At 73.4% G+C, this 15638-nt stretch carries 17 protein-coding genes; 10 read left to right on the forward strand and 7 right to left on the reverse strand.

Annotation, left to right across the window (positions count from 1 at the left end; genetic code table 11):
* The first annotated feature begins 32 nt into the window (after nt 1–32).
* The gene (locus ACFYYN_RS09640; RefSeq protein WP_500545329.1) at nt 33–212 is read left to right on the forward strand and encodes a hypothetical protein; all 180 of its coding nucleotides are present in this window, start codon (nt 33–35) and stop codon (nt 210–212) included.
* 26 nt (nt 213–238) lie between these two features.
* Here ACFYYN_RS09640 and ACFYYN_RS09645 read toward each other — a convergent pair whose 3' ends face one another.
* The 3 genes from ACFYYN_RS09645 to ACFYYN_RS09655 are packed head-to-tail and all read right to left on the reverse strand — an operon-like array spanning nt 239 to nt 3145.
* Nucleotides 239–1177 carry a 3-oxoacyl-ACP reductase gene (locus ACFYYN_RS09645; RefSeq protein ID WP_500545330.1) on the reverse strand — a complete coding sequence of 313 codons (939 nt, stop codon included), beginning with the start codon at nt 1175–1177 and terminating at the stop codon, nt 239–241.
* Nucleotides 1178–1196: 19 nt separating this feature from the next.
* On the reverse strand, nt 1197–2273 hold the full coding sequence (locus ACFYYN_RS09650; RefSeq protein ID WP_500545331.1) for a Zn-dependent alcohol dehydrogenase: 1077 nt from the start codon (nt 2271–2273) through the stop codon (nt 1197–1199).
* A gap of 26 nt (nt 2274–2299) precedes the next feature.
* Complete coding sequence (locus tag ACFYYN_RS09655; RefSeq protein WP_500545332.1) at nt 2300–3145, reverse strand: MaoC/PaaZ C-terminal domain-containing protein; 846 nt, start codon at nt 3143–3145, stop codon at nt 2300–2302.
* A 244-nt stretch (nt 3146–3389) separates the two neighbouring features.
* Between ACFYYN_RS09655 and ACFYYN_RS09660 the strand changes: the two genes are divergently transcribed.
* From ACFYYN_RS09660 to ACFYYN_RS09695, 8 genes are all read left to right on the forward strand, one after another.
* Nucleotides 3390–4322 (forward strand): ABC transporter ATP-binding protein, encoded by a 933-nt coding sequence (locus tag ACFYYN_RS09660; protein WP_499516816.1) that lies wholly within the window; start codon nt 3390–3392, stop codon nt 4320–4322.
* Nucleotides 4322–5053, forward strand: a complete 732-nt coding sequence (locus ACFYYN_RS09665) for an ABC transporter permease (RefSeq protein WP_500545333.1) — start codon at nt 4322–4324, stop codon at nt 5051–5053. The genes ACFYYN_RS09660 and ACFYYN_RS09665 overlap by 1 nt, the downstream gene beginning before the upstream one ends.
* Nucleotides 5054–5091: 38 nt before the next feature.
* A complete protein-coding gene (locus ACFYYN_RS09670) occupies nt 5092–6288 on the forward strand; it encodes a sensor histidine kinase (RefSeq protein WP_500545334.1) in 1197 nt (398 codons plus the stop codon).
* Entirely contained in the window at nt 6285–6899 is a 615-nt protein-coding gene (locus ACFYYN_RS09675; RefSeq protein ID WP_499511597.1) for a response regulator, read from the forward strand. Before ACFYYN_RS09670 ends, ACFYYN_RS09675 begins: the two co-directional genes overlap by 4 nt.
* A 449-nt stretch (nt 6900–7348) precedes the next feature.
* Nucleotides 7349–8020, forward strand: a complete 672-nt coding sequence (locus ACFYYN_RS09680; protein WP_500545335.1) for a class I SAM-dependent methyltransferase — start codon at nt 7349–7351, stop codon at nt 8018–8020.
* A 22-nt stretch (nt 8021–8042) separates the two neighbouring features.
* Nucleotides 8043–8921, forward strand: a complete 879-nt coding sequence (locus ACFYYN_RS09685) for an N-acetylmuramoyl-L-alanine amidase (protein WP_500545336.1) — start codon at nt 8043–8045, stop codon at nt 8919–8921.
* 129 nt (nt 8922–9050) lie between these two features.
* Nucleotides 9051–9893 (forward strand): DUF5336 domain-containing protein, encoded by an 843-nt coding sequence (locus ACFYYN_RS09690; RefSeq protein ID WP_500359211.1) that lies wholly within the window; start codon nt 9051–9053, stop codon nt 9891–9893.
* 132 nt (nt 9894–10025) lie between these two features.
* Nucleotides 10026–11039, forward strand: a complete 1014-nt coding sequence (locus ACFYYN_RS09695; protein ID WP_500545337.1) for an LLM class F420-dependent oxidoreductase — start codon at nt 10026–10028, stop codon at nt 11037–11039.
* Here ACFYYN_RS09695 and ACFYYN_RS09700 read toward each other — a convergent pair.
* On the reverse strand, nt 11026–11562 hold the full coding sequence (locus tag ACFYYN_RS09700) for a hypothetical protein (protein ID WP_500322182.1): 537 nt from the start codon (nt 11560–11562) through the stop codon (nt 11026–11028). The genes ACFYYN_RS09695 and ACFYYN_RS09700 overlap by 14 nt on opposite strands.
* Nucleotides 11563–11705: 143 nt before the next feature.
* Between ACFYYN_RS09700 and ACFYYN_RS09705 the strand changes: the two genes are divergently transcribed.
* Nucleotides 11706–11993, forward strand: a complete 288-nt coding sequence (locus ACFYYN_RS09705) for a hypothetical protein (RefSeq protein ID WP_499511603.1) — start codon at nt 11706–11708, stop codon at nt 11991–11993.
* 7 nt (nt 11994–12000) lie between these two features.
* Here the strand turns inward: ACFYYN_RS09705 and ACFYYN_RS09710 are convergent, their stop codons facing one another.
* The 3 genes from ACFYYN_RS09710 to ACFYYN_RS09720 are packed head-to-tail and all read right to left on the reverse strand — an operon-like array spanning nt 12001 to nt 15157.
* Nucleotides 12001–13104: a prenyltransferase/squalene oxidase repeat-containing protein gene (locus ACFYYN_RS09710; protein WP_500322180.1), complete on the reverse strand. Its 1104-nt coding sequence runs from the start codon at nt 13102–13104 to the stop codon at nt 12001–12003.
* Nucleotides 13101–13838 (reverse strand): class I SAM-dependent methyltransferase, encoded by a 738-nt coding sequence (locus ACFYYN_RS09715; protein WP_499511605.1) that lies wholly within the window; start codon nt 13836–13838, stop codon nt 13101–13103. The genes ACFYYN_RS09710 and ACFYYN_RS09715 overlap by 4 nt, the downstream gene beginning before the upstream one ends.
* On the reverse strand, nt 13832–15157 hold the full coding sequence (locus ACFYYN_RS09720) for a glycosyltransferase family 4 protein (protein ID WP_500545338.1): 1326 nt from the start codon (nt 15155–15157) through the stop codon (nt 13832–13834). Before ACFYYN_RS09720 ends, ACFYYN_RS09715 begins: the two co-directional genes overlap by 7 nt.
* Between the last annotated feature and the right edge of the window lie 481 nt (nt 15158–15638).

Genomic DNA, 15638 nt, shown 5'->3' on the forward strand with positions numbered 1-15638 from the left:
CACCTTGCACGCTAGTCACGGGGAGTTTCCTCATGTCCGATGCCCGACACGACACCGCCGCCGAGGCCCGCCTCGAGGACGGTTCCGCCGAGGGCCAGCACGCCGGCCGCCACCGCGGTACGGCTTCCGCCCAAGACGACAACGCCCAGGTGGTCCAGGCGCCGCACGGCCGCCACCGCCGCCCCTCCGGGCCCCCCGCCATGGAGGTCTGACGGGCCCGGAGCCCGGAAGGCCCGGTTCAGCCCCCGTGGCGCAGGGCCAGGACGTCGGTGGCGGCGAAGGTGTCACCGGGGTCACGGCCCGCCCAGTACGGGGTGAGCAGGTCGTCCAGCTCGTCGTGGGTGAACGCCTCCTTGGCGGTGTCGAACCTCGCCGCGACGCGGGGGCGGTCCATCACCGCCACCATCCCGCCGTGCACGACGAACAGCTGACCGGTGATCCGGTCGGCCGCCGGTGACGCCAAGTAGCCGACGAGCGGGGCGACATGCTCCACCCCCAGCGGGTCCGGCCCGTCCCCGGGCCGCCCGAGGCCCGCGAAGACGTCCTCGGTCATCCGCGTGCGCGCCCGGGGGCAGATGGCGTTGACGCGTACGCCGTACCTGCCGAGGGCGGCGGCCGTCGACGAGGTGAGGCCGACGATGCCGCCCTTGGCTGCCGCGTAGTTGGGCTGGCCGGCCGAGCCGGCGAGGAACGCCTCGGACGAGGTGTTGACGACCCGGCCGTAGACCGGGGCGTCCGTCGTCTTGGCGCGCTCGCGCCAGTGGGCGGCGGCGAACCGGGTGGTGGCGAAGTGGCCCTTGAGGTGGACCCGGACGACGGAGTCCCACTCGTCCTCGGTCATCGAGAAGACCATGCGGTCCCGCAGGATCCCCGCGTTGTTGACCAGGATGTCGAGGGCCCCGTACGTGCCGACCGCCAGCCCGACCAGGTCCTGCGCCTGCCCGAAGTCGGCGACGTCCCCGTGGTGCGCCACCGCGTGGCCGCCGGCGGCGGCGATCTCGGCGACGACCTCGTCCGCGGGGGTCGCCGACGCCGCGCCGGAGCCGTCGCGGCCGGGCTGCCCGTAGTCGTTGACGACCACGTTGGCGCCCAGCCGCGCCAGTTCCAGCGCCTCCGCACGGCCCAGGCCGCGTCCGGCCCCCGTCACGATCGCCGTCCTGCCGTCCAGCACGCCCATGCCTTCTCCAGCCCTGGTGTCAGACCGCGATGCAGGTGCGCAGCGCCTCACCGCTGCGCATCTGGTCGACGGCCTCGTTGATCTGGTCGAGCCGTACGCGGTGGGTGATGAGCCCCTCCAGGTCCACGCGTCCGGCGCGCCAGAGGCGGATGACGCGGTCGTAGGACCGCAGGACGTCGCCGCCGCCGTAGAGGGAGGGCAGGATGCGCTTCTCGTCGAAGAAGAGCTCGAACATGTTGATCTGCAGGAGGTCGTCCATCGCCCCGGCGCCGACGACGCAGAGCGTCCCGCCGCGGCGGGTGGTCTCGTAGGCCGTGCGGGCCGTGGCGCTGCGGCCGACGACCTCGAAGACGTAGTCGAAGCCCTCGCCGCCGGTGCTCTTGGCCTTGGCGTCGGCCAGTTCCTCCGGGGCGACCGCGTCGGTGGCGCCGAAGCGCAGGGCCGCGTCGCGGCGGGACTCCACGGGGTCGACGGCGATGATCTCCGAGGCGCCGGAGGCGCGGGCGCCCTGGATGACGCTGATGCCGACGCCGCCGCAGCCGATGACGGCGACCGACGAGCCGGGGGTGACCCGCGCGGTGTTCAGCGCGGCGCCGATGCCGGTCGTGACGCCGCAGCCGATGAGGGCGGCGATCTCGTACGGCAGGTCGTCGGGGATGGGCACGGCGCAGGAGGCGGAGACCACGACCTCCTCGGCGAAGGTGCCGGTGCCGGCGAAGCCGAAGACGTCCCCGGCGGGGCGGCGGAAGTTGGGCGTACCGGCGTTCATGAAGCCGGCCAGGCACAGGTGGGACTGGCCGCGCCGGCAGGCCGGGCAGGCGCCGCAGGCCGGCAGCCAGCAGACCAGGACCCGGTCTCCGGCCGTGAGGCCCTCGACGCCCTCGCCGGTCTCGACGATCTCCCCGGCGCCCTCGTGGCCGGGGACGAAGGGCGCGGGCTGCGGCAGGACGCCGCTCATGGCGGACAGGTCGGAGTGGCACAGCCCGGTCGCCCGCAGCCGGATGCGCACCTTGCCCGGGCCGAAGCCCACCGTCTCGATGTCGTCGACGACCTCGAGCTTGTCCTGGCCGATCTCCTGCAGGAGTGCTGCGCGCATGGGTGTTCCCCTCTCCCCTCCGGGGCCTACGAGTACTCGACGACGGTGTCGGCGAGGACCGGCGCGTCGTCCCGTTCGACGGCAGTCGCCGACGCCAGGACGCGGCCCTGTTCTGACCACATCCGGATGCGCAGGGTCTCGCCGGGGAAGAAGACCCCGGCGAAGCGGGTGGAGCAGGACCGTACGCGGCCCGCGTCGTCGCCGAGCAGGGTGTCGACGACGGCCTTGAGCGTGATGCCGTAGGAGCACAGGCCGTGCAGGATGGGCCGGTCGAAGCCGGCGTGCTTGGCGAACTCGGGGTCGGCGTGCAGCGGGTTCCAGTCGCCGGAGAGCCGGTAGAGCAGCGCCTGGTCCTCCCGGGTGGCACGCAGGACGGTGCGGTCGGGGGCCCGTCCGGGCGGCGCGGTGCGGGCGGAGGGGCCGCGGTCGCCGCCGAAGCCGCCCTCGCCACGGACGAAGATCTGCGCGTCGGAGGTCCACAGCGGCCCCTGCTCGTCGGTGACCTCGCGGCGCAGCACGATGACGGCGGCCTTGCCCTTGTCGTACACGTCGGCGACGCGCGAGGACTGCAGCGCCCGGCCGCGGACGGGGACCGGGCGGTGCACCTCGATGCGTTGCGCGCCGTGCAGGACGGCGGCGAGGTCGATCTCGATGCCGGGCAGGGACAGCCCGCCCCGTGCCTCCCCGGCGGCGACCGAGCCGCCGGCGACGGTGGCGAAGCTGGGCAGGACCTGCAGGCCGGGGCCTTCGAGGGCGTAGTTGAGGGTGTTCGCGCCGAGGCCCAGGTGGTAGAGGATGACGTCCCTGTGGTCCCAGACGAGTTCGGCGCTGCGGGGTTCGGCCGAGGTGGCGGCGGCGACGTCGATCGGCATGTCCGGCGGCTCCTTCGCTGCGCGATGGGCCCTGGCGCGGCCGTCCGCACCGTCGGCCCCGCCAGGGCGTGTACTAGAACGCGTTCTAGCCAGCCCATGTATAACGCATCGCCCGGCCGCTGGGAATAGCTGACACGTCGTCAGAACGGCCACCGGTGGTGACATTTGTCCTGTCCGGGTCCGTACATTCCCCACTGACCCCGCGGGGGGCGGCGGCCCTAGTGTCAGTGACATGACGACGACAGTGAGTTTCACCAGGGCCGTCAAGACGTTCGGCGCGGTACGCGCGGTGGACGGCGTCGACCTGGAGATCCGGCGGGGGGAGTCCGTCGCCCTGCTCGGCCGCAACGGCGCGGGCAAGTCCACCACGATCAGCCTGCTGCTCGGGCTCAACGAACCCGACAGCGGCGAGGTCAGGCTCTTCGGCACCACCCCGCACACGGCGGTCCGCGCGGGCCGGATCGGCGCGATGCTGCAGGACGGCCGGCCGATCCCCCGGGTGACCGTACGGGAGCTGCTCACCTTCGTGGCGCGCACCTACCCCCGCCCCATGCCCGTGGCCGAGGCCCTGGAGCTGGCCGGCCTCACCGAGGTCGCCGGCCGCCGCGCCGACCGGCTCTCCGGCGGCCAGGCGCAGCGGGTCCGCTTCGCCGTGGCCCTGGCCGGCAACCCCGAGCTCATCGTGCTGGACGAGCCCACCGCCGCCCTCGACGTCGAGGCCCGGCGCGCCTTCTGGGACTCGATGCGGGCGTACGCGGCCCGCGGCAACACCGTGCTGTTCTCCACCCACTACCTGGAGGAGGCGGACGAGAACGCCGACCGCATCGTGGTCATCGACCGCGGCCGTGTCGTCGCCGACGACAGCGGCGAGCGCATCAAGCGGGCCGTCGGCGGCAACCTCGTCTCCTTCGACCTGGCCGGGACCCCCACCGAGGGCCTGCGGCAACTGCCCGGGGTGGTGACCGTGGAGGTCCGCGGCGACCGCGCCCTGCTGCGCTCCGCGGACTCCGACGCCACCGTCGTCGCCCTCGCCGACCGCGGCATGGTCCGCGGCCTGACGGTGACCGCCGCCAGCCTGGAGGACGCGTTCCTCTCCCTGACCTCGCAGTCCTCCGCCGAGGACGCCACCCCCGCCACCGCCACGGACACCGCCGCCCTCACCGAGGAGAAGGTCTGATGCTGCTCGCCTACGTCTCGCTGGAGATCCGCCGCACCCTGCGCGACGCCGGATTCGTGATCTTCGGCGTCGGCATGCCCGTCATGATGTACCTGCTCTTCACCAACCTCGGGGTCAGCGGCTCGGAGGAGGACAAGTCCATCGCGCTGGCCTCCATGATCGGCATGGCCGCGTACGGCGCGCTGGGCTCGGCGGTGTCCACCGGGTCCAGCGTCGCGGAGGACAAGGGCCTCGGCTGGCTGCGCCAGCTGCGGATCACCCCCATGTCCCCGCTGCTGGTCGTCACCGGCCGCTGCATCAGCGGCTCGGTCACCGTGCTGCCCGCCATCCTGGCCGTCCTGCTGGCCGGCGGGCTCGTCAACGGCGTCGAACTGGAGCCCTGGCAGTGGGCGGCGGTCGGCGGGCTGCTCTGGATCGGCACCGCCCCCTTCACCCTGCTCGGCCTCGGCAACGGCTACCGGCTGTCCGGGCAGACCACCGGCGTGGTGAACATGGCCTGCAACCTGGGCCTGTCCGTCGTCGGCGGACTGTGGATCCCCTCGTCCGTCTTCCCCGGCTGGCTGCGGGCGGTCTCCGAGTGGACCCCGTCCCACCGCTTCGGGCAGCTCGGCTGGAGCATCGCCGACGGCGCGGTCCCGCGGGCGGGTACCGTCGTCGTGCTCGCCGCGTGGACGGCCCTGTTCGGCGCGTACGCCGTGTACGCCTACCGCCGCTCGGCACGCACCCCGTGAAGCCCGCCGGCACCGTGGAGAAGGAGGAGACGACGGCCATGGCGACCACGACGGAATCCCGGCCCCCGCTGCCGGCACGCATCTGGCGCGAGTGGCGGCACCTGCGGGTGACCCGGTCCGCCTCCGCGGAGATCGAGGACCTCAAGCCCCCGACCCGCTTCACCTTCCTGCCCTGGCTGCTGATGGGCGTGGGCGCCCTGTCCCACCTCCTGCAGGGCAAGGCCGCCAACCCCTGGCTCGGCGGCCTCGGCCTGCTGGCCTTCAACTCCCTCTACATCGGGGTCGTCTTCACCGCCCTCAACCCGCGCGCCGCGGCCGGGAAGGCGCCCCGGCTGTACCTGCTCGCGCTGGCGGCCGTCACCTACGCCCTCGCCATCGGCTACGGCGGCAGCTGGCTGGTGTTCTTCCCGCTGCTGTCGCTGGCCGTGGGGATCGTGGTGCGCGGCCGGCGGATGGGTCCCGTCCTCGTCGCCCTCGCGGTGTCCGCCGGGATCGTCTCCGGGCTGCGCAGCGGCGACGTCTGGGACGGCGTGTCCATCGGGTACGGCAGCCTCATCTCCGGCCTGGTGACCGCGGCCATGCTCACCCTCTTCGACGCGGTGACCCAGCTGCGCGCCACCCGCCAGGAGCTGGCCCGCAACGCCGTCGCCGAGGAGCGGCTGCGCTTCTCCCGCGACCTGCACGACCTGCTGGGACACACCCTCTCCGTGGTCGTCGTCAAGGCCGAGGCCGCCCGCCGGCTCGCCCCGCGCGACCTGGACGCCGCCCTCGCCCAGGTCGCCGACATCGAGGCGGTGGGGCGCCAGGCCCTCACCGAGATCCGCGAGGCCGTCACCGGCTACCGCGAGGGCAGCCTCTCCACCGAGCTGGACCGCGCCCGCTCGGCCCTGACGGCGGCCGGGATCGAGGCCGTCGTCAAGGAGTCCGGGCCGCCGCTGCCCTCGCAGACCGAGGCCCTCCTCGGCTGGGTGGTGCGGGAGGGGGTGACCAACGTCGTACGGCACAGCGGGGCCACCACCTGCGTCATCGAGCTCGCCGGCGCCGACGGTCAGGTACGCCTGCGGATCACCGACGACGGCCGCGGCGTAGGCTCGGCCCCCGGGTCGGGCTCCGGCCTGAGGGGGCTCACGGAGCGGCTGGCCGCGGCCGGCGGTTCCCTCGGCACCGGCCCCGCGCCCCGCGGCGGGTTCCGGGTCGTCGCCGAACTGCCGGTGGAGGAGGAACAGGCCGTATGAGCAGCCCCATCAAGGTCCTGCTGGCCGAGGACCAGGGCATGATGCGCGGGGCGCTCTCCCTGCTGCTGAACCTGGAGGACGACATCGAGGTCGTCGCGCAGGTCGCCGCGGGGGACGAGATCGTCACCACGGCGCTGGAGGCCCGGCCCGACGTCGCCCTGCTCGACATCGAGCTCCCCGGGCGCAGCGGGCTCGACGCGGCGGCGGAACTGCGCGAGCGGCTGCCGCAGTGCAAGGTGCTCATCCTCACGACCTTCGGCCGCCCCGGGTACCTGCGCCGCGCCATGGAGGCCGGGGCGTCCGGCTTCCTGGTCAAGGACGGCCCCGTCGAGGACCTCGCCGCCGCGATCCGGCGCGTCCTCGCCGGGCACCGCGTCATCGACCCCGCCCTGGCCGCGGCCGCCCTCAGCACGGGGCCCAGCCCGTTGACGCCGCGCGAGCAGGACGTGCTCAACGCGGCGGCGGACGGGGCGACGGTGGCGGACATCGCGGCGCGGGTGCATCTGTCGGAGTCGACGGTGCGGAATTATTTGTCGTCCGCCATCGGGAAGACGGGCACCCGGAACCGTGCGGAGGCGGTGCGCACGGCCCGCCACAACGGGTGGCTCTGACCGTCTGCCCGGGGTGCGTTCTGTGGGGCCCGGTTGTCGTGTGCGGCGCCGCGTTTGTTGCTGTTGCGGTTTCTCCCCCACCCCCCTCCCGATTGCCCGGCGCGGTCAGTGACCGCCTCGCTGCGTTCGTTGTGGGTCGGTGCCGCGCCGGCGCACTCCCCCAGCCTTCGGCCGGGGGACCCCCACAGCGCTCGCGGTTTACCCCTACATCGTTCGGCGCCGCGATGTGGGGCAGCGCCGCGAGCGCCGAGGAGGTGCGCCGGCGCGGCACCGACCCAGGCACACGATGCGAGACCCGCACCAACCGCGCCGGATGGGGGTCCCCCGGCCGAAGGCTGGGGGAGGGAGGGCGGCGGGGAAACCCCCAACCGCAACACGCAACCGCGCCGCACACGACGACCGCCCGCAAGGGTCACCCCCCGCGTCGGGGACCGCACGCGTGGGGGACGATGGGGGGCATGAGCACGCCACCCCCCGCAGACGTCCCCGCGGACGCACTGGCCGCCTTCGAGGCCGCGAAGGGCTTCATGCCCACCCACGAGGGCCTCGCCCTCCACGCGGCCGCCGCCGACGCCGCCACCCGCCTCCCGGGCCTGCCCCTGCTGGAGGTCGGCACGTACTGCGGCCGCTCCACGATCCTGCTGGCCGCCGCCGCCCGCGAGGCCAAGACCGTCGCCGTCACCGTCGACCACCACCGCGGCAGCGAGGAGCAGCAGCCCGGCTGGGAGTACCACGACACGGCGCTCGTCGACCCCGAGGTCGGCCTGATGGACACCCTCCCCACCTTCCGGCGCACCCTGCACGCCGCCGGGCTGGAGGAGCACGTGGTCGCGGTCGTGGGCCGCTCCCCGCAGGTCGCGGCGGTGTGGGGGAAGCCGCTCGCCCTGGTCTTCATCGACGGCGGGCACACAGACGAGCACGCCGGCAACGACTACGAGGGCTGGGCGCCGCACCTCGCGCAGGACGGCCTGCTGGTGATCCACGACGTGTTCGCGGACCCGGCCGACGGCGGCCAGGCGCCTTGGCGGATCTACCGGCGCGCGCTGGAGTCGGGCGCGTTCGAGGAGCTCTCGGTGACCGGTTCCCTGCACGTACTGCGGCGTACGGGCCCGGGAATCTGAGCCTGCGGATAGCATCGCTGACGTGTTCAAGACCAAGACACGCATCGCCGTGGCCGTGACCGCGCTGGTGCCGACGTGTGCGGCGGCCTGGCTCGTATGGACCGCGTCGGGCGATCCGGCAGCCGGCAAGAACGCCGACCTCTCGCTGAACGCGCAGCCGCTGCCGCCCTCGGCCGCGGCGTCGCAGCAGCCGTCGGCGCCGAAGGCCCTGTCTGTCGCCAAGCCGCTCGCCGGGAAGGTCGTCGTCCTCGATCCGGGGCACAACACGAGCAACAGCCGCCACACCCGCGAGATCAACCGCCTGGTCAACATCGGCACCGGCCGCAAGGCGTGCGACACCACGGGCACCGCGACCAACTCGGGGTACTCCGAGGCCTCGTACACGCTGGACGTGTCCCGGCGCGTGAGGGCGCTGCTCGCGGCGCGCGGCGCCACGGTGAAGCTGACGCAGGACGGGAACCGCGGGTACGGCCCGTGCATCGACGAGCGCGCCCGGATTGGCAACAAGGCGAAGGCCGACGCCGTCGTGTCGGTGCACGGCGACGGGTCGGCGGCCGGCAACCGCGGCTTCCACGTCATCCTCCCGGCCTCGGTGCACCGCGGCATCGCCGACACCCGCAAGATCGTCGCGCCCTCCAAGCGGCTGGGCACCGCCGTGAAGAACCACTTCGCGACGGCGTCCGGCACCAAGCCGTCCAACTACGTGGGCCGCGGTACGGGCCTGGTCGTCCGCAGCGATCTGGGCGGGCTCAACCTCAGCACCGTGCCCAAGGTGCTGATCGAGTGCGGCAACATGCGCGACCCGAAGGACGCGGCGCTGATGAAGAGCGCGGCCTGGCGGCAGAAGGCGGCCAAGGGCATCGCGGACGGCATCACGGCGTATTTGCAGGGCAGGCAGTGATCGACCGGTGTCCATCGGGTCCCGATCCTGTCACCGGGACCCTGCCGGGCTCAGCCGCGGACGCGCGTCCTCATACGATGGGGAACAGCCCTGCGACAGCGATGACGAGACGACTGACAAGGACCCCCCGTGAATAACCGCTCCCTCACCCGAGGAGACGGCGCGGTGATCGGCGCGGCGCTGCTGCTGCTGATCGCCTCGTTCCTGAACTTCTACGCCGCGAAGAACTGCGACGCGGACGGGTGCGCCGTCAGCGCCTGGAAGAGCGAGCTGTTCCCGCTGCTGCCCTCGGTGCACCTGCTGGGCCTGGTCGCCGCCGGCCTGTTCGTGGCCTCGCGTTTCCAGCCCGAGGGGCGCAAGGTGCTCGGCATCGGCCTGGCCCAGTGGGGCGCGGTGCTGTCCGTGGCCGCCGCCTGGGACGCCCTGTGGTCGCTCTTCAACGGCAACGAGGCCTTCGAGCTGGGCGCCGGCGCCTACCTCTCCTTCGTCGCCGCCGCCGCTCTCGCCGCCGCCATGCTGCTCACCCTGCAGGGCCTGCCCGCGCTGAAGGCGCCGCTGCTGCCCGCTCCCAAGCCGCAGCAGCCCCAGCAGGCGCAGCCGTACGGCGGCCAGCAGGGCCAGCCGTACCCGGGCGTGCAGCAGGGCGGCTACGGGTACCCGGGGCAGACCGGTGGGCACGGCGCGCCGGCCGACCCGTCGTTCGGCGGCGGGCAGTACGGCTACCCGCAGGCACAGCAGCAGCCCCAGCAGCAGCCGCAGGCCCAGCCTTCGGCGGAGTTCACGGCCTTCTGGTTCGCGGTGCCCGTGGCGCGGCCGCTGTACGCGGAGGACGGTTCGGGCCGGCAGATCGCCGAACTGACCCCCGGCACCTGGTACCTGGCGGTGGACCAGAGCGGCACCGCCCTGGTCGCGCAGACCCAGGACGGCCGGCGCGGCGTCCTGCAGGACGCCGGCGGCATCCAGCGCGGCTGATCCCCCCGCTCCTCGCGCACCAGCCGTGCCCCGGGCCGTCCGGTCCGGGGCACGGCTGTTCCCCTTCCGGGGCGGGGGAGGTTGCCGTACCGTACGGCTGACATACCGTCAGATGCGGCAGGAGGCCTGCGCATGCGGCTCGGTCTGGCCCTCGGCTACTGGGGGCGCGGCCCCTCCCCCGACCACCTGGCCCTGGCGCAGGAAGCCGAGCGGCTCGGCTACGACTCGGTGTGGACGGCCGAGGCCTGGGGCTCGGACGTGTTCACCCCGCTCACCTGGATCGCCGCGCACACCAGCCGGATCCGGCTCGGCACGGGCATCGCCCAGATGGCGGCCCGCTCCCCCACCGCCACCGCGATGCACGCGCTGACCCTGGACCACCTTTCCGGCGGCCGGGTCATGCTGGGTCTCGGCCTGTCGGGACCGCAGGTGGTGGAGGGCTGGTACGGCAGGCCGTTCCCGCGCAGTCCGCTGACCGCGACCCGGGAGTACGTGGACGTCGTGCGGCAGGTGCTGCGCCGCCAGGGCCCGGTGGCGCTGGACGGGCGCTTCCATCCGCTGCCGTACGCGGGGCCGGACGCGACCGGCCTCGGCAGGCCGCTCAAGCCGATCACGCATCCGCTCCGGGCCGGCCTGCCGATCCTGCTGGGCGCCGAGGGCCCGAAGAACATCGCCCAGACCACCCGCATCGCCGACGGCTGGCTGCCGCTGTACTGGTCGCCGTTCCGCACGGACGTGTACGAGGCGTCGCTGGCTGACGCGCCGAAGGAGTTCATGATCGCCCCGATGGCGCGCGCCCGGCTGTGCGACGACCCGGCGGAGGGGCTGCTGCCGGTGAAGGCGATGCTCGGCTTCTACATCGGCGGGATGGGCGCCGCCTCCCGCAACTTCCACGCCGACCTGATGGCCAGGATGGGGTACGAGGAGGAGGCCCGGCGCATCCAGGAGCTGTTCCTGGCCGGGCGGCGCGAGGAGGCGGTGGCGGCGGTGCCGGACGCCTTCGCGGACGAGATCTCGCTCGTCGGCCCGCGCGGGAGGATCGCGGAGCGGCTGGAGGTGTGGCGGTCGGGCCCGGTGACCGACCTGCTGGTCACCGCGCCCGACCCGGCCACCCTGCGGGTGCTGGCCGAGCTCATCCGCCGCTGAGCTGGGACAGCGAGGGCACCTTGTCGGTGACCTTGGCGCCGGCGTCCTCGCCGGCCGACTTGACGCCGCTGATGGTGTCCTGGAAGGTGCCCACGATGTCGTCCGTGCCCTGGCCGCTGCGCAGCTTGGCCGGCAGGTCCTTGAGCGAGTCGATGCCCGCCGTCAGCGGGGCCACCAGCTTGGAGAGGGTCGGGTCGCCCTTGGCGTTCTCCGAGGCGGCCTTGAGCCGGTTGTAGGCGAAGGCCCCGGCGAGGCCGGCCTTCACCAGGGTGAGCTTGCGGCCGTCGGCGTCCTTCTTGAACTTGCCCTCGCGGTAGGGCTTGACGATCCACTGGTAGGTCGCCCCGGCGGCCAGTCCGGCGTTGGCGACGAAGCGGGTCTTGGCGAGCTTCTGCTTCTGCACGGAGGAGGTGGGGCTCGCGGTGCCGCCGCTCGCGCTCCCGTCGGAGTCGCCGCCGCAGGCGGGGACCACGAGGAGGACGCCGGAGAGCAGGAGGGCGGTCAGGGCGCGGCGCAAGGGCATGACGGTTACTCCCGGGGGATGCGGTGCGTGATCGCATCCTCGCCCGGGCCCCGGCGACCGGCCACCGCACAGGGCCGTACGGGGCGTCAGGGGCCCGCCGGCCCGCCACGTTTCAGTCCGCCGATCGGGGCAAGACGGCAGGTATGTCCAGACGTTATCGCGGCAATCTGGCGGCCACCATCATCATGGTGGCCGCGGACGTGGCGGCATTCATCCTGATCCTTTGGATCGTGCTGTGGGTCCTCGACGCCAACCGGGCGAACGACCTCGTGGAGTGGATCCACGACATGGCGTCCTGGCTCGGTGGCTGGGCCCACGACATCTTCTCCACCCAATCCGCATGGGCGCGCACCCTGCTGAACTACGGTCTGCCGGCGGCGGTCTACCTGATCGTCGGGCACGCCGTGGCGGGTCGCGTCAACCGGGCCTGACGCCCGCTCACCGGCCGGCGCAGCACCCCGCCGCCTCGGGCACCAGCCCGAGCGGCAGCCGTTCGCCCCCGAAGACCGCCGTCGTCGCCTCGTCCCCTCCCAGGGCGGCGACGGCGAGCAGCAGGGCCCCGGCCGTCCACGTGGTGCGTTCGCGGGGCCACACCGCGGGTCCGGTGCCGGCCTGCGCGTCGCCCTCGAAGACGTACCCGGTCCAGTACATGCCGTCCTCGGCGCGCAGGTGCCGGATCGCGGCCAGGATCTCCACCGCGCGGTCGGACTCGCCCATCGCCCACAGGGCGAGGGCGAGTTCCGCGCTCTCCCCGCCGGTCACCCAGGGGTTGGGCACCACGCAGCGGACCCCGAGGCCGGGCACGACGAACTCGTCCCAGCGTGCCAGGACGCGCTCCCGGGCGGCCTCGCCGCGCAGCACCCCGCCCAGGACCGGGTAGTACCAGTCCATCGAGTAGCGGTCCTTGTCCAGGAACCGCTCGGGGTGGTGGGCGATGGCGTGGCCGAGGGCACCGGCGGCCAGCTCCCAGTCGGGCTGCGGGTCCTCGCGGTGCTCGGCGACGGCCAGCGCGCAGCGCAGCGCCTGGTACATCGACGAGCAGCCGGTCAGCAGCGCCTCCTGCGGGAACGTCCCGTCCTGCTCGCGCTTCCAGGCGATCTGCCCGCCGGGCAGCTGGAGTTCCAGGACGTACTCGACGGCCGCGTACAGCACCGGCCACATGCTCTCCACGAAGGCGTCGTCGCCGGTGGACAGGTAGTGGTGCCACACGCCGACGGCGACGTAGGCGCAGAAGTTGCTCTCCCGGCCCAGGTCGGTGGGCTCGCCCTCGGCGCCGTCGGCGTAGCCGTAGGCGGCGTACCAGGAGCCGTCCGGGTTCTGCCGTCGGGCGAGCCATGCGTAGGCGGCCTCGGCGTGCTCGTGCTCGCCTGCGGCGTCCAGCGCCATGGCGGCCTCGACGTGGTCCCAGGGGTCGAGGTGACCGCCCTCGAACCACGGTATGGCACCGTCCGGCCGCTGGACGGCGAGGATCCCGGCGACGGTCTGCGCGGCCTGCTCGGAGGTCAGGACGCCGGGCAGGACGAGGTGTTCGGTCCGCCTCACGCGTCGACGCCCGCCTTCGGGTTGTGCGGCTTGGTGGCGTAGGCGACGAAGCTCTTGCCGATCAGCGGGTTGAGCGTGTTCTCGGCGAGCCGGGTGGCCAGCGGCTTCTTCATGATGTCCCAGACCAGCAGCTTGTGGTACAGCTTCACCGGCAGGGCCTTGTCGTTGTCCACGCCGACGGCGCACTTGATCCACCAGTACGGGGAGTGCAGCGCGTGCGCGTGGTGGGTGCCGTACGGGCGCAGGCCCGCCTCACGGATCTTGCCCAGCAGCTCGTCGGCCCGGTAGATGCGGATGTGGCCGCCCTCGACCTCGTGGTACGCGTCGGACAGCGCCCAGCAGATCTTCTCCGGCCCGTAGCGCGGCACGGTGATCGCGATCAGCCCGCCCGGCTTGAGGACGCGCACCATCTCGGCGAGCACGCCCTTGTCGTCCGGGATGTGCTCCATGACCTCGGAGATGATGACGCGGTCGAAGCTGTCGTCGGGGAACGGCAGGCTGAGCGCGTCGCCCTCCATGGCCGTGGCGGTCGCACCGGCCGGGGCCTCCCCGGCCTCCTTCATGGCGGCGAACCACTTGGCGACCTCGCGGATCTCGTCGCCGTTCCGGTCCAGGGCGACCACGTTCGCACCGCGCCGGTAGCACTCGAAGGCGTGGCGGCCCGCGCCGCAGCCCAGGTCGAGCACGCGGTCACCCGGAGCGAGCGGGAAGCGGGAGAAGTCGACGGTCAGCACGTGGAGTCTGCTTTCGTCCGGGACGGTGACTGGACAGTGGGCCGCGGCCCCCCGGCGGCCTCGATCGCCGCGCGGTAGTGCTCGGCGGTGCCGATGGCGGCCCGCTCCCAGGTGAAGCGGGCCAGTACGCGTTCCCGGCCGGCCCGGCCGAGACGGCGGCGCAGCTCGGAGTCGCGCAGCAGCCGGCCCAGCGCCGCGGCCAGCGCGCCCGGGTCCCCCGGCGGCACGGCGAGGCAGGTCTCCCCGTCGGGTCCGGCCACCTCGGGGATGGCACCGCCGGTGGTCGCGACCAGCGGCGTCCCGGTGGCCATGGCCTCGGCGGCCGGCAGCGAGAACCCCTCGTACAGCGACGGCACGCACGCCACCTGGGCGCTGCGCACCAGGCGGACCAGCTCCGCGTCGCTGATGCCCTTGACGAAATCGACGGCACCGCCCAGCCCGTACCGCTCGATGGCGGCGGCCACCGGGCCGTCGTCGGCCCGCTTGCCGACGACGACGAGGTGCGCGTCGGGGTGCTCGGTGCGCAGCTTGGCGAGGGCCTCCACGAGGTGGACCAGGCCCTTGAGGGGCACGTCGGCGCTGGACGTGGTGACGATCCGGCCCGGCACCTCGGGCACGGACGGGTCGGGCGAGAACAGCCCTGTGTCGGCGCCGATGTGCACGACGTGCACGCGGTCCTCGCGCACCCCGAGGTGGTCGACGATCTCCTGGCGGGAGCTGCCGGAGACGGTCAGCACGGACGGCAGCCGGCGCGAGACCCGCTTCTGCATCCGGGTGAAGCCGTACCAACGGCGGACCGACGCCCGGCGCATCCACCCCTGCGCGACGTCGAGTTCGAGCTGCCGGTCGACGGTGACGGGGTGGTGGATGGTCGTCACCAGCGGCGCGCCGAGGGAACGGGGGCCGCCCAGGAGGCCGTAGCCGAGCGTCTGGTTGTCGTGGATGACGTCGAAGGCCCCGCGCCGGGCGGCCAGGTGACGGCGGGCCCGCAGGCTGAACGTCAGCGGCTCGGGGAAGCCGCCGGTCCACATCGTGCCGACCTCCAGCGCGTCCACCCAGTCGCGGTACTCGCCGCGCTTCGGGGTGCGGAACGGGTCCGGCTGGCGGTAGAGGTCCATGCTCGGCAGCTCGGTGAGACGTACCCCGTCACCGACCGCGTCGAGCACGGGGTAGGGCTGGGCGCCGATCACCTCGACGCTGTGCCCGAGCCGGGCGAGTTCCCTGGACAGATGGCGTACGTAGACGCCCTGGCCCCCGCAGAACGGGTTCCCCTTGTAGGTGAGCAGGGCGATCCGGAGCGGCCTGGCCTCTGCGGTCACTCACGGCCCCCTTCTCACTGCACTTCAGCGGGAGCGTAGCCGCCCGTGCCTTGCTAGAACAAGTTTCAGATTCGGTTACTCAGGAGTTGGCCCGAGAGCACGAAGATACCTGTAGGCGTGCGGGGTGCCCTGGTCGGTCCGGGTGATTCCCGCCACGCCGTGCCTGCGGCTGCGCCCGGTGTTCGCGTGCGGCTCCGTTGCGCCTGCGGCGGGCGGTTTCCCCGCCGCCCACCCTCCCCCAGCCTTCGGCCGGGGGGACCCCCTCAGCGCTCGCGGTTTACGTCCACATCGTTCGGCGCCCGGGTCCGCCGCTCGTCGCTTCCGGGCGCACCCCGCCACACCCCCTCATGCCGGTTGGGGCGACTGACGGCCAGTGGGGGGTGAGTAAGGCACTTGCGGCAACCCCGAACCGCTCTCTGAACCCCCACCGGCCGTCGGCCGCCCACACGACCGGAGGGGGTGTAGCGGGGTGCGCCCATGG

The organism is Streptomyces sp. NPDC001902 (assembly GCF_042891295.1).
Lineage (GTDB): Bacteria > Actinomycetota > Actinomycetes > Streptomycetales > Streptomycetaceae > Actinacidiphila.

Bases quoted from the DNA above. Each gene is read 5' to 3' on its own strand.
- ACFYYN_RS09640 (WP_500545329.1), top strand. From the start codon at position 33: ATGTCCGATGCCCGACACGACACCGCCGCCGAGGCCCGCCTCGAGGAC.
- ACFYYN_RS09645 (WP_500545330.1), bottom strand. From the start codon at position 1,177: ATGGGCGTGCTGGACGGCAGGACGGCGATCGTGACGGGGGCCGGACGC.
- ACFYYN_RS09650 (WP_500545331.1), bottom strand. From the start codon at position 2,273: ATGCGCGCAGCACTCCTGCAGGAGATCGGCCAGGACAAGCTCGAGGTC.
- ACFYYN_RS09655 (WP_500545332.1), bottom strand. From the start codon at position 3,145: ATGCCGATCGACGTCGCCGCCGCCACCTCGGCCGAACCCCGCAGCGCC.
- ACFYYN_RS09665 (WP_500545333.1), top strand. From the start codon at position 4,322: ATGCTGCTCGCCTACGTCTCGCTGGAGATCCGCCGCACCCTGCGCGAC.
- ACFYYN_RS09670 (WP_500545334.1), top strand. From the start codon at position 5,092: ATGGCGACCACGACGGAATCCCGGCCCCCGCTGCCGGCACGCATCTGG.
- ACFYYN_RS09675 (WP_499511597.1), top strand. From the start codon at position 6,285: ATGAGCAGCCCCATCAAGGTCCTGCTGGCCGAGGACCAGGGCATGATG.
- ACFYYN_RS09680 (WP_500545335.1), top strand. From the start codon at position 7,349: ATGGGGGGCATGAGCACGCCACCCCCCGCAGACGTCCCCGCGGACGCA.
- ACFYYN_RS09695 (WP_500545337.1), top strand. From the start codon at position 10,026: ATGCGGCTCGGTCTGGCCCTCGGCTACTGGGGGCGCGGCCCCTCCCCC.
- ACFYYN_RS09700 (WP_500322182.1), bottom strand. From the start codon at position 11,562: ATGCCCTTGCGCCGCGCCCTGACCGCCCTCCTGCTCTCCGGCGTCCTC.
- ACFYYN_RS09705 (WP_499511603.1), top strand. From the start codon at position 11,706: ATGTCCAGACGTTATCGCGGCAATCTGGCGGCCACCATCATCATGGTG.